This is a genomic window from Klebsiella sp. G-Nf4 (assembly GCF_002810615.1).
In the GTDB taxonomy this organism is placed as follows: Bacteria; Pseudomonadota; Gammaproteobacteria; order Enterobacterales; family Enterobacteriaceae; genus Klebsiella; species Klebsiella variicola.
Genome location: NZ_PION01000001.1, coordinates 543,028 through 555,914 on the forward strand (window position 1 = coordinate 543,028; position 12,887 = coordinate 555,914).

12 protein-coding genes are annotated in these 12,887 nt (G+C 57.3%); 9 read left to right on the forward strand and 3 right to left on the reverse strand.

The annotated features are described in order from the left end of the window. Positions 1–20 precede the first annotated feature (20 nt). Positions 21–3,626: an urea carboxylase gene (gene uca / locus CWM57_RS02695; RefSeq protein ID WP_100675571.1), complete on the forward strand. Its 3,606-nt coding sequence runs from the start codon at positions 21–23 to the stop codon at positions 3,624–3,626. Further along, positions 3,623–5,419: an allophanate hydrolase gene (atzF, locus tag CWM57_RS02700; RefSeq protein WP_100675572.1), complete on the forward strand. Its 1,797-nt coding sequence runs from the start codon at positions 3,623–3,625 to the stop codon at positions 5,417–5,419. Before uca ends, atzF begins: the two co-directional genes overlap by 4 nt. Positions 5,420–5,461: 42 nt before the next feature. Here the strand turns inward: atzF and CWM57_RS02705 are convergent, their stop codons facing one another. Together CWM57_RS02705 and CWM57_RS02710 are read right to left on the reverse strand one after the other, a co-directional pair. After that, a complete protein-coding gene (locus CWM57_RS02705) occupies positions 5,462–6,100 on the reverse strand; it encodes a hypothetical protein (RefSeq protein WP_074385829.1) in 639 nt (212 codons plus the stop codon). A gap of 125 nt (positions 6,101–6,225) precedes the next feature. Next, on the reverse strand, positions 6,226–6,891 hold the full coding sequence (locus tag CWM57_RS02710) for an SDR family NAD(P)-dependent oxidoreductase (protein ID WP_100675573.1): 666 nt from the start codon (positions 6,889–6,891) through the stop codon (positions 6,226–6,228). Between the two features lie 104 nt (positions 6,892–6,995). Here CWM57_RS02710 and CWM57_RS02715 point away from each other — a divergent pair, with 104 nt between their 5' ends. Continuing rightward, positions 6,996–7,916 carry a LysR family transcriptional regulator gene (locus tag CWM57_RS02715; RefSeq protein ID WP_074385831.1) on the forward strand — a complete coding sequence of 307 codons (921 nt, stop codon included), beginning with the start codon at positions 6,996–6,998 and terminating at the stop codon, positions 7,914–7,916. Between the two features lie 36 nt (positions 7,917–7,952). On the opposite strand, the gene CWM57_RS02720 is transcribed toward CWM57_RS02715, so the two are convergent. Then, positions 7,953–9,005 (reverse strand): LacI family DNA-binding transcriptional regulator, encoded by a 1,053-nt coding sequence (locus CWM57_RS02720; protein ID WP_032730998.1) that lies wholly within the window; start codon positions 9,003–9,005, stop codon positions 7,953–7,955. A gap of 217 nt (positions 9,006–9,222) precedes the next feature. Here CWM57_RS02720 and CWM57_RS02725 point away from each other — a divergent pair, with 217 nt between their 5' ends. From CWM57_RS02725 to CWM57_RS02750, 6 genes are all read left to right on the forward strand, one after another. Next, positions 9,223–9,660, forward strand: coding sequence for a PTS sugar transporter subunit IIA (locus tag CWM57_RS02725; RefSeq protein WP_032733050.1), 438 nt, complete (start codon positions 9,223–9,225; stop codon positions 9,658–9,660). 11 nt (positions 9,661–9,671) lie between these two features. Beyond that, positions 9,672–9,938 (forward strand): PTS sugar transporter subunit IIB, encoded by a 267-nt coding sequence (locus CWM57_RS02730; RefSeq protein WP_100675574.1) that lies wholly within the window; start codon positions 9,672–9,674, stop codon positions 9,936–9,938. Positions 9,939–9,968: 30 nt separating this feature from the next. Then, positions 9,969–11,231, forward strand: coding sequence for a PTS ascorbate transporter subunit IIC (locus tag CWM57_RS02735; RefSeq protein ID WP_012968204.1), 1,263 nt, complete (start codon positions 9,969–9,971; stop codon positions 11,229–11,231). Positions 11,232–11,254: 23 nt separating this feature from the next. Next, on the forward strand, positions 11,255–11,935 hold the full coding sequence (gene alsE / locus CWM57_RS02740) for a D-allulose 6-phosphate 3-epimerase (RefSeq protein WP_074385833.1): 681 nt from the start codon (positions 11,255–11,257) through the stop codon (positions 11,933–11,935). Positions 11,936–12,043: 108 nt separating this feature from the next. Continuing rightward, a complete protein-coding gene (locus CWM57_RS02745; protein ID WP_100630466.1) occupies positions 12,044–12,514 on the forward strand; it encodes a PTS sugar transporter subunit IIA in 471 nt (156 codons plus the stop codon). Positions 12,515–12,570: 56 nt separating this feature from the next. Further along, the gene (locus CWM57_RS02750; protein WP_004179922.1) at positions 12,571–12,882 is read left to right on the forward strand and encodes a PTS fructose transporter subunit IIB; all 312 of its coding nucleotides are present in this window, start codon (positions 12,571–12,573) and stop codon (positions 12,880–12,882) included. Positions 12,883–12,887 lie beyond the last annotated feature (5 nt).

Genomic DNA, 12,887 nt, shown 5'->3' on the forward strand with positions numbered 1-12,887 from the left:
CTACGCTGTGAGTTCCGCTTATGTTTGATACCTTACTGATTGCCAACCGCGGGGCGATAGCCTGCCGCATTTTACGTACCCTGCGCGCCATGCAGGTGAAGGGGGTTGCCGTTTACGCCGAAGCCGACCTGAGCAGTCTGCACGTCCGCGAAGCGGATGAAGCGCTCAGCCTTGGCGCGGGCCCGGCAGCGCAAACTTATCTGGTGGTAGAGAAGATCATTGCCGCCGCGCTGCAGAGCGGCGCCCGCGCCATCCATCCCGGCTACGGCTTTCTGTCGGAAAACGCCGCCTTCGCCGAAGCCTGTGAGGCGGCGGGACTGGCGTTTGTTGGCCCGACCCCGCAACAGCTGCGTACCTTCGGCCTGAAACATACCGCTCGCGCGCTGGCGAAGGCGGAGGGCGTGCCGCTGCTGGAAGGCAGTGAACTGCTGGCCGACAGCGAGGAAGCCTGCCGGGCGGCTGAGGCGGTGGGCTACCCGGTGATGCTCAAGAGCACGGCGGGCGGCGGGGGGATTGGCATGCGCGTCTGCCGCGACGCCCGCGAACTGAGCGAGGCCTTTGCCACGGTGCAGCGGCTGGGGCAAAACAACTTCAGCGACGCCGGGGTGTTTCTCGAAAAATATATCGAACGCGCCCGTCACCTGGAGGTGCAGATCTTCGGCGACGGTGAGGGGGAGGTTATCGCCCTCGGCGTGCGCGACTGCTCGCTGCAGCGGCGTAACCAGAAGGTGATTGAAGAGACCCCGGCGCCGAATTTGCCGGATGGGATGGCGCAGGCGCTGTGTAGCGCGGCCATTGCTCTCGGGAAAGCGGTGAACTACCGCAGCGCCGGGACGGTGGAGTTTGTCTACGACAGTGCGGCGCAGCGCTTCTATTTCCTTGAGGTCAATACCCGCCTGCAGGTGGAGCACGGCGTGACGGAGCAGGTGTGGGGCGTGGATCTGGTACGCTGGATGATCGCCCTGGCCGCAGGGGATTTACCGCCGCTGAGCGAGCTGGCCGCCGGGCTACAACCCCGGGGCCATGCCATTCAGGCGCGAATTTACGCCGAAGATCCTGGCCGCCAGTTTCAGCCTTCGCCTGGACTGTTAACCGACGTCTGGTTTCCGCCGGCGGACGGCGCCACGCTGCGCATCGACCGCTGGGTGGAAGCCGGATGTGAAGTGCCGCCGTTTTTCGACCCCTTGCTGGCGAAAGCTATCGTCTGGCGCCCCAGGCGCGATGAGGCAATCGCCGGCCTGGCGCAGGCCCTGGCGGAGACCCGCCTGTATGGCGTCGAAACCAACCGCTTATACCTGCAGCAGATCCTCGGCTTTGCACCGTTTACCGCCGGAGAACCCTGGACCCGCTGCCTGGAGCAATTGCGCTACCGGGCCGATACCGTGGAGGTTCTGAGCGCCGGCACCCAGACCAGCGTCCAGGACTATCCGGGACGTCTGGGGTACTGGGCGGTGGGCGTCCCGCCCTCGGGCCCAATGGATGACCGGGCGCTGCGCCTGGGCAACCGTCTGCTGGGCAATGCCGAGGGCGACGCCGCGCTGGAGATCACCCTTAGCGGACCCACCCTGAAATTCAATACCGCCGTACAGGCGGTGGTCTGCGGTGCGCCGCTGGCCGTGACCCTTGATGGCGCCGGGCAGGACATGGACCGCGTATTCACTATTCCGGCGGGGGCGACCCTCAGGCTGGGGGCAATAAACGGACCAGGCGTCAGAAGCTATCTCTGCCTGCGCGGCGGTATTCAGGTACCGGATTATTTGGGCAGTAAAAGCACCTTTACCCTCGGCCAGTTTGGCGGCCACGGCGGACGGGCGCTACGCGCTGGCGACGTACTGCATCTTGCGCCTTTGGCTGAGTCAGCGGAAGGCGCGGCGCTTCCCGCAGGGCTGCGCACCGCGCTGACGGACGTCCGTACGCTGCGGGTGATTTATGGTCCCCACGGCGCGCCGGAGTTCTTTGCCCCGGCGTATATGGCGACCTTTTTTGCCACCGACTGGGAAGTACATTTTAACTCCAGCCGCACCGGCGTGCGCCTGATCGGGCCCAAGCCGGTCTGGACCCGTGACAGCGGCGGCGAAGCCGGGCTGCATCCGTCGAATATTCATGACAACCCCTATGCCGTGGGGGCCGTGGATTTTACCGGCGATATGCCGGTGATCCTCGGGCCGGATGGCCCAAGCCTCGGAGGCTTCGTCTGTCCGGTCACGGTTATCGAAGCCGATCTCTGGCAACTGGGCCAGCTTAAGGCGGGGGATAAAGTGCGCTTTGTGGCGGTGGACGTCTCCACCGCCCGGCGGCTGGCGGCTGGTCGTCGCGCGGAGCTGGCGACCCTGCAGGCGCAGGACGTTGCCTGGCAGCCTGTGCCGCTCACCTCGCCGGTGGTGATGACCTGCGGTGACGCCGACAAACGCCTGGTGGCGCGCCTCTCCGGCGATACCCATCTGCTGCTGGAGGCCGGTGAGGCGGAGCTGGATCTGGTGCTGCGCTTTCGCATCCATGCCCTGATGCAGGCCCTTGAAGGGCAAGCCCGGGAAGGGATCATCGATATCACGCCGGGGATCCGCTCGCTGCAGCTGCATTTCCAGCCGGAAACGCTGGCGCTGGAGACCCTGCTGGCGTGGGTCAGCGGGGAGTGGGCCACGGTCTGCATGAGCGATGATCTGCAGGTTCCAACGCGTGTCGTGCATCTCCCGCTCTCCTGGGACGATCCGGCCTGCCGCAAGGCGATCGACAAATATATGACCACCGTCCGCCCGGACGCCCCGTGGTGTCCAGGCAACCTCGAGTTTATTCGCCGGATAAACGATCTGCCGGATGAGCAGGCCGTATGGAACACGGTGTTTGACGCCAGCTATCTGGTGATGGGCCTCGGCGATGTCTATCTCGGCGCGCCAGTGGCCACGCCTCTTGATCCGCGCCATCGGCTGGTCACCACCAAGTACAACCCGGCGCGAACCTGGACGGCGGAAAACTCGGTGGGCATCGGCGGGGCGTATCTGTGCGTCTACGGCATGGAAGGTCCGGGCGGCTATCAGTTTGTCGGCCGCACTCTGCAGATGTGGAATCGCTATCACGAGGTGGCCGATTTTGCCGGCAAGCCGTGGCTGCTGCGCTTTTTCGACCAGCTGCGTTTCTATCCGGTTTCGGCCGATGAACTGCTGGAGATTCGCCGCGATTTCCCGCTCGGTCGCTATCCGCTGCGCATCGAACACAGCACGCTGCGGCTGGCGGAGTACCAACAGTTTCTCGCTCGCGAGGCGCAGAGCATTGACGCATTTCGCGACCATCAGCAACGGGCGTTTAACGCCGAACGCGATCGCTGGATCGCCAGCGGCCAGGCCCATTTCGACAGCAAGGAGAGCGCGGCAGAAGAAGCGGGCGATGCGCCGCTGCAGCCGGGCGAGCAGGGGGTGGAAAGCCCGGTATCCGGTAATTTGTGGCAGGTACAGACCGAGGCCGGTCGTCTGGTGCGCGCCGGTGATGTGCTGGTGGTGCTTGAGTCGATGAAAATGGAGATCCCGCTGCTGGCGCCGTGCGATGGCAGGGTTCAGCAGGTCAATGTGCAGCCAGGCAGCGCGGTGCGTGCCGGGCAACGGGTGGCAGTTATTATTGAGGAGAAGGCATGATGCAGCAGACGTTTGATTTACGCCTGGCGACCCTGGCGGCGAACTATCGTAACGGCAACACCACCCCGCGGGCGCTGTTGGCGGCGATCCGCCAGCGGGCGGAAACGCTGAATCCCGAATTTAATCTGTTTATCCATCTCCTGAGCGAAGCAGAGCAGGCGCCGTTTCTCGCGGCGCTGGAAGGCCATTCGCCAGAGACGCTTCCGCTGTACGGCGTGCCGTTCGCGATCAAAGACAATATTGACCTTGCGGAGATCGTCACGACCGCTGCCTGCCCGGCGTTTGCATACCGACCGACGCAAAGCGCGACCATTGTCGCGCAGCTGATTGCGCTGGGAGCGGTGCCGGTGGGCAAAACCAATCTCGATCAGTTTGCCACCGGCCTGAACGGAACCCGTTCGCCGTACGGACATTGCCGCAACGCGTATCACCCGGCTTACCCCTCCGGTGGCTCCAGCGCCGGCTCCGCGCTGACGGTAGCCCTGGGTGTCGCCAGCTTCGCGCTGGGGACCGACACCGCTGGCAGCGGTCGCGTTCCGGCCGGGCTGAATAACCTGGTGGGGCTGAAAGCGACGAAAGGGTTGATCTCCACCGCCGGGGTCGTCCCTGCCTGTCGCACGCTGGACTGTGTGACCTTTTTCAGCGCTACCGCCGACGAGGCCAGCCAGCTGCTGGCGCTGGTTGCCCGGACCGATCCGCAGGATAGCTACAGCCGCCGCAATCCTCAGTGGAACAGCCGGCAGGCCTTTGGCAGGCCGTCCGCCGGGTTTCGCTTTGGCGTCCCGCAGGCGCTGAACTTCCTCGGTTGCCGCGCCAGCGAAGCGTTGTTCACCCAGGCCGTGCAGCGGCTGACGGCGCTCGGCGGCGTGCCGGTAGCGATCGATTTCGCGCCATTTCTGGCCGCCGCCCGCCTGCTGTATGACGGACCGTGGGTTGCTGAACGCTATGCGGTGGCCGGACCGCTGATTGAGCAGCAGCCGGATGCCGTGCTGCCGGTGATTCGCGACGTGCTGGCGAAAGCGCCTGATATCGACGCGACGGCGACCTTTAAGGCGATGTATCAGCTGCAGGGGTATAAAGCGCAGTGCGATGCCATCCTTGATACGCTGGACTGCGTGCTGACGCCCACCTTTCCGCGCCCGGTGACGCTCGACGAGCTGGCGGCGGAGCCGATCGCCCGCAACGCCGATCTGGGCTACTACACCAACTTTATGAACCTGCTGGACTATGCGGCGGTGAGTGTGCCATGCGGGTTTATGCCTGACGGATTGCCCTCCGGCGTCACGCTGTTTGGCCGGGCCTTTACCGATCAGTATTTGCTGAGCCTGGCCGACGCCTTCCAGCGCGCGGAGCGGCTGCCGTTGGCTGGCGGCGCGCGGCTGGAAAGCCCGCCGCCTGCGCATCCCGCAGGCCATGACCGGATGGCCCTGGCGGTATGCGGTGCGCATCTGGCCGGTCTGCCATTAAACGGTCAATTGCTGGCGCGGGGCGGTCGGTTGCTGCAGGCGACCCACAGCGCGCCACGCTATCGTTTGTACGCCCTCGCGGATGGCAAGCGCCCGGCGATGGTGCGTGACGAGCGCGACGGGGCCGCGATAGCGTTGGAAGTGTGGGAGATACCCAGCGCCGAGGTGGGGTCACTGCTGGCCGCTATTCCCGCGCCGCTGGGGCTGGGACAGGTTGAGCTGGCCGATGGCCGCTGGGTGACGGGTTTTATCTGCGAAGCCGCCGGGCTGGGGGATGCCACGGAGATCACCGCCTGGGGCGGCTGGCGTCAGTGGCTGGCCAGGTAAACGGAACACCCTCTGCGGTAGCGCCGCAGAGGGAACCCTTGCTTACAGCGGGCTGTTCTCATCGAGCAGGGTGACGCTCCAGACGCGGGCGTGCGTGTCATCGATGCGATAGTAGCTTTTCACGCTTGCCGTACCGCCGATGGCGTAGCCCACCAGAGCGACGATGTTGAGCTGGTGCCCTTGCTTATCGGTAAACGCATAATACTCATCCAGCACATAGCCGCTGGCGCTGGCCGCTGATTCCAGACGATCGTCCCTGGCTTTCAGGTCCGGGGTATAGTCGGCGATGGTTTTCCCCACAAAGTTTTTGGCGACGTCCTGCTTTTCGTCATCGCTGACGATAAACGCCGCGCTGGCAGGAAAGTGCTGAACCACGTCAGCCAGGGTTGGTTTCGGCGCGGCAGTGGGGAATAACGTGTGATCGATGGTGTAGGCCTGTAGCCAGCAGGAGAATAACGCCGCTTCCGCCGCACGGCCATCCGGGTCGGAAAGTCCGGGCAGCGCATCGACGGTCTCTCCCGCTTTACGCAGCGCAATGAAATCGGCACAGGAAGAGACCCGTGCCTGATTCTGGTCGCTCAGCACCAGCGTCAGGGGAGACTGGTTAATCTCAAGCTCGCCCGCCGCCAGCACCGGCGTGCTCAACAATAACGCTACCGCCATACCGATAAAATATTTCATCACATAGCCTCCATGAATATCGTCGTATCCTGATCCGAGGTGACAGGGAAAGCAAGCGATGGATGACGTTTTTTCCCACACGTCCGGGCGATGGCTCCCGGACGCCAGGCGACGGCCGGGGAAGGTTACTGATGGTGTGGGGCGGGATAAAACGCTTCCGCTGTCCATTGCGCGGATGGCTGGCGGTATTGCTGCCAGAACAGATCGGCAATGTCCCGGGCTTCGGCGGAGCCCGGCGTGACGTAGGCCCCCACCGTCACGATGGAAAGATGAATATTCTGCGCTTTCAATACCGGGAAAAGGCCATGCGTCAGGTTAAGCAGCCCGGCTTTGCCGACGCTCAACGTCAGATACTCCGGGTGGGGCTGAGTGGCAAACATGCCGCCAGTCAGCAGGATCGCGCCTTCTCCACGCGCGGCCATCCGCGGAGAGACCGCTTTGATGGCGGCATATACCGCGCCAATATTGGTGGTGAGATCCTCGATGAAGCCTGCCACCGACTGGGTCTCCAGATTACCGTCATGCATGGCCGCGGCGTTGAAATGCAGCACATCCACGCCGCCGGTTTCCACCTCTACCTCGCGAATGAGTTCCGCGATACTGGTGATATCGCTGGCGTCCGCCACGCGGCCTTCCGCGGCAAATCCTGCCGCTCTCAGCTGGTCGGCCTGTGCCGCCACATTGCTTTTATTGCGAGAGGACAGCACCACCCGGAATCCCTCACCGGCAAACCGTGAGGCGGTCGCCATTCCCATACCAGGACCGGACCCAATACTCAAAAACGTTTTCATAGGCTTCTCTCACTGTAAGTTGAAGAGCCGCTATGTTAATAGCCGAAAAGATCGCTGATAATCAGCCTTATTTGCAAATGATTAATGTGTAGGGTGCAGGAATCATGTTCGATGATTTTGATGAGCTGATGGCGTTTGTCTGTGTGGCTGAGGCAGGGAGTTTTATCGGGGCCAGCCTCAGGCTGGAGCGGGATGCATCGGTGATTTCCCGCCGGGTCAGCCACCTTGAGAAAAAACTGGGCGTCCGGTTGCTGGTGCGTACCACCCGCAGCGTAACGCTGACTGAAGCCGGAACCTGGTTTTTGCAGCGCGCCCGCACGGCGCTGGATGAGCTCAGCGCCGCCAGCCGGGAAGTCGGGGACTTTGCTGCCACCCCGCAGGGAACGTTGCGGGTCTCGCTGCCGGTGACCTTTGGCCGGGAGCTGATTGCCCCGATGTTTCCTGATTTCCTGCAGGCGTATCCGGATATTCGCCTTGATGCCCATTTTCTCGATCGACGGGTCGATATTGTCGCGGAGGGGTTTGATGCGGTGATCCGCCTGGGAAACGTGCGGGACAGTACTTTAACCGGGCGCGAGCTGGGGGCATTTCGCAGCCAGCTGATTGCTTCGCCGGCCTATCTGCAACGCTACGGTGAACCGACTCATCCTGAGCAACTGGCGGCCCATCGGTGTCTTGGCTTTACCAGCCATCCGGACTGGCCCTACTGGATCCTCGAGAATGGTCGGGAGCATATCCAGGTGACGCCAGCCGGCCCCCTCACCACCAATATCAGTGAAGCGCTGCTGACGGCGGTCATTCGCGCAACCGGGATCGCACTGCTGCCGGGGTGGATGGTTAATCAGGCCCTGCAGCGCGGGGAACTGGTCCGCGTGCTGCCCGACTGGCGCAGCGCGGCGCGGGTCAGCGTTTATGCCCTCATGCCGCCCGGCACGCTGGTTCCCGCCAAGACCCGGGTATTTATCGACGCGGTATGCCAGCAGCTGGCGTCATCCCCGCTGTGGCAGGACGAGTTGAAGCGATAAACGGGGGGGGCCGATAGAGCAAGCCACGGATGGCGGTTATACCGCGGTACTGGCCCGGACTTTGAGTACTGACGGAATTTCAATAAACTTTTCACAAGGCTTATCGTTGAGCAGGTCGAGAAGCGCTTTCCCGGCCTTCACCCCAATGTCATGCCAGGGAAATTCAACGGTTGTCAGGGCAGGGGAACAGACTGTCGATAATACCCCGCCGCCTAAACTCGCAATGGCTACGGTATTGGGCACTTTGATCCCGGCGCTGTGGCAGGCCATCATGCATCCACACGCCATTTCATCCGATGTGCAAATTAGCGCATCCAGATCGCCCCAGGTGATCATCATATCCTTGAAAATATTCACCCCTGTGGCAATGGTGGAAGGCAAATGAGTGGTCACTACCCGATGCGGAGAACGGTTAAGGGCCAGCATCGCCGTATTCCAGCCGCTCAGGAGCTGGCGAAACATTGTATTGTTGGCCGGGGTACACAGTAACGCGATATTTTTTAATGAGGCGTCCGCCAGGTGGGTCACGATCTGTTTCACAGCCTTACCGTAATCCACACCGATGCACATGCCAACAGACTGCGTATTTAACGCGCCAATTTCCAGGATAGGCACATCTACGTTGGCCAGCAGCTGGGTACAGCTCTCAATGGTGTCGATATTAAACTGAATAATCGCTGCCGGGTTATAGGCGAGCATTTTTTCAAACGTTTTTTGTTCGCTTTGTCCGTCATGACCGGATTCCATAAACATCATGGTATAGCCGCGTTCAGTCAGGATCTTTTGTAACGCCTCCGACACCGGCAAAAAACCTGGTGAAGAGAAGGTGGGGACGACGGCCAGAATGAGATCGGAATGGACCGACGCCAGATTACGCGCCTGGAGATTGGGGACATAGCCGAGTTGACTGACTGCCGCATCAATACGGTCGCGAAGGTCAGGGTTGACTTTTTCAGGCATTCTCAGCGCACGCGAGACGGTCATGGCGCTCACGCCGACAAACTCAGCCACTTCGGTCAGGGTTATCTTCCCAGTTCCCTTACGACGTTTTTCTTTCGGGCTATTGTCTGCGTCTAGACTCTTCACCAGGATCACCAACCGTTTGAAAAATAAAAAGTAACAAAAGTAAATCGTTGATACACATTATAACTTACCACAGCGAGGGGGAAAGCACATTATAACCAGTGTTAGCGGTAACGCATTTTTTAACATTTTTGCTTGTTAGCGCTAACTTTGGGAGGTGTATCACAGTTGCATTTTATTTAGCTGTTTATAGTTCAGCACATGGGACCCCTCGGGAGTGCATATGATTAGAGACTGGTTAACCCCGGATAAAATTAATGTCATTAACTCAATAGATAACTGGAAAAATGCCGTTCGACTCTCAGCAGAACCTTTGCTGGCGCAGGGGTATATGGCAGAGCACTATATTGAGGCGATTTTGAAAAGCCATGAAGAACTTGGGCCTTATTATCTATTAGCCCCGGGATTAGCAATGCCCCATGCCCGCCCTGAACAAGGTGCATTGAGGAATGGATTATCGCTCCTTCATATTAAAGAGGGCATATCATTTGGCTCAACGGAGAACGACCCGGTATACGTGGTTATTATGCTATGCGCTCGTTCCGGGAATGAACATATCACGATGATCGGTGAACTGGCAGAACTCTTTAGCGATCAGCAAAAGCTAGAACGATTGTTAAAAGCCGATGATATTAAGGCAATTCAGGCTGTTATTGACTGAAGGAAAAGAGAATGAAAAAAATACTCATCGTCTGCGGCAATGGTTTAGGCAGCAGCTTTATCGTTGAAATGAATGTCAAAAAAATTCTTGCCGAAATGAATAAAGAGGCTGAAGTCGCGCATACCGACCTGACGTCAGCGAAAAGCGAAACGGCGGACCTTATTCTGAGCGCCAACGATATTGCCGAACATTTAGTTGGTCATTCCGCAAAGGTTGTTGGATTAAGTAATTTACTCGACAACAATAAAATCAAAGAGATTTTAGCAGAACACATTTAAGCAACGGCTTTCTGAACCGTGGAGTTTAATATGCTTCATTTCCTTATTTATGATGTGTTAGGGACACCGGCAATTCTGGTTGGATTGTTTTCTCTGATCGGTCTGCTGTTGCAAAAAAAAGGAATTTCAGATGTTATTTCAGGAACACTGAAAACCATCATGGGCTTTGTTATTTTAACGGCAGGCGCCGGTATCATTGCCTATACATTAACCATTTTTAGCCAGCTGTTTGAACATTCATTTCATATTCAGGGGGTCGTCCCTAACACCGACGCGATGGCCGCGCTGGCGCAGAAGAATTATGGCACGGAAACCGCCACAATCATGGTGTTGGGCATGTTGATCAATATCGCCCTGGCGCGTCTGACGCCATTAAAGTACATCTTTTTAACGGGCCACCATACGCTCTATATGGCAGCGATGCTGGCGGTGATCTTGTCAGTCGGGGGCTTGTCGGGTGGTTGGGTGGTGGCCATCGGGGCGGTGATTCTCGGCGCGATGATGGTGATCTCTCCGGCGATCTTGCAGCCGTTTACCCGTAAAATTACCAATACCGACGATCTGGCTCTCGGCCATTTTGGCTCTATTGGTTATCTGCTTTCCGCGCTGGTGGGCAAAGTCGTCGGGAAAGGTAGCCCCTCGATTGAAGAAATTAAAGTGCCTAAGTCACTCAATTTTCTTCGCGACTCGTCGGTGGCCATCTCTCTCACCATGATGATTCTGTTCCTTGTGCTGGTGGTCGTCGCGGGCAAAACCTTTGTCGAGGAGACACTGAGTGCCGGTCAGAATTTTATTATCTTCGCCATTATTCAGTCCCTCACTTTTGCTGCGGGGGTTTATATCATCCTCGCCGGTGTGCGGATGGTGATTGCCGAGATTGTGCCAGCGTTTAAAGGTATTGCAGACAAATTAGTGAAAGATGCGAAGCCGGCGCTCGACTGCCCTACGGTGTTTCCCTTTGCTCCAAATGCCGTCATCGTCGGGTTTCTCGCAAGCTTTGTCGCGGGCCTGGTCAGCATGTTTCTCTGCCCGCTTTTCGGATTGAGCGTCATCGTTCCAGGGCTGGTTCCTCATTTCTTCTGCGGGGCAACGGCTGGCGTTTACGGCAACATCACTGGCGGACGTCGCGGGGCAGTGGTGGGGGCATTTGCCCACGGCCTGCTCATTTCGTTCCTGCCGGCCATCCTTTTGCCAATGATGGGAGACATGGGCCTGGGTTCTACAACCTTTGGCGATGCAGACTTTGGCGTTGTCGGCATCGTTCTGGGGCATATTATCGCAATGTTTAACTAACTATTTATTATCGGAGGTGGCTTATGAGCGCGAAATTTTCACCCTCACTGATGTGCATGGATTTAACGCTGTTCAAAGAACAGATCACGGCAATGAATAAAAGAGCGGATTTTTATCATGTCGATATAATGGATGGTAATTACGTCCGCAATATCACGCTGTCTCCCTTTTTTATTGAGAACCTGAAAAAAATCACTACCGTTCCCATCGATGTTCATCTGATGGTGAATCATCCGGAAGATATCATTCCCATGTGTCTCGAGTCCGGCGCCGATATCATCAGCTTTCATCCCGAGACGGCGAATAACAAAATATTCCGCCTGCTGAATCAGATCAAGGATGCGGGCAAACAATGCGGGGTGGTGTTGAACCCGGCGACACCGGCTGAAAGTATTGCTGAATATGCGCACCTGTTGGATAAAGTCACGGTCATGTCAGTTGATCCGGGCTATGCCGGACAAAAGTTTATTCCTGAGTCGCTGAACAAGATACGAAAGCTCATCAGTATGCGCAAAAACAATGGCTATCACTATCTGACGGAAATTGATGGCTCCTGCAATGCAAAAACGTTTGGCCAGATTGCCGAATCCGGCGTGGATGTCTTTATCGTAGGGACATCGGGTCTGTTTTCTCTCCATGAGGATGTCAGCCAGGCATGGGACAGAATGATCGAGATTTTCCAGCGTGAAACCGTCGCTGCCTAATTAATTTTTTTACGAACCACAGCATATAAAAAAATTAAAAGACCTGCATCACGCCAGCGATGCCTGGTCTGTTATTCAACGACCACTCTATATGAATGCGGGTGAATTATGGATATTTCGACAGTGCTTAATGTTAAAAACATCAAGTTAAATATGACCGCCAGAACGAAAGAAGAGGTGATAGAAGAACTCACCGATTTACTGGTACAGGATGGTGCGGTGACTAATAAGGAGGACTTTATTCGTGATGTCTGGTTACGTGAGGAGCAAGGCTCTACCGGTTTTGAAAATCATATTGCGATCCCGCATGGCAAATCTTCCGGTGTTTCCCGTACCGCATTAGCTATCGGACGCACGCAACATACTATTCCCTGGGAGACCATGGATGGCAGCGATGTTCGCTGTATTATTTTATTTGCGGTTTGCCTGGTGGATCAAAATGCCACTCATATTCGCCTGTTAGCGCAAGTGTCCGGGTCACTGGCCGACGAAGACATTATCGCTAAATTACTGGCTGAATCTGATCCACATAAAATCATTGCGCTTTTCAATTCTGAAACTGAAAGCACCGATGCGTAATATGTAGTTGTTAACATTCTTTTATATCTTATTAAATGAATTAACGGAGAATCGTGATGAATATTGTCGGAGTTACCGCCTGTACGGTGGGGATTGCACACACCTATATTGCTCAAAAGAAAATTGAAACAGCCGCCAAAAAAGCCGGTCATAACGTTAAAATCGAGACCCAAGGGACCATCGGCATTGAGAATCAGTTAACCGCTGATGAGATTGCCATGGCAGATATTGTTCTGCTTGCCGCGGATGTTAAAGTGACGGGAGAAGAACGGTTTGCGGGTAAGAAAGTGGTCAAAGTCGCCACGGAAACGGCAGTGAAATCCCCCAATAAGCTGATTGAAAAACTCAGTGAAATAGTCAATTCATAATTTTA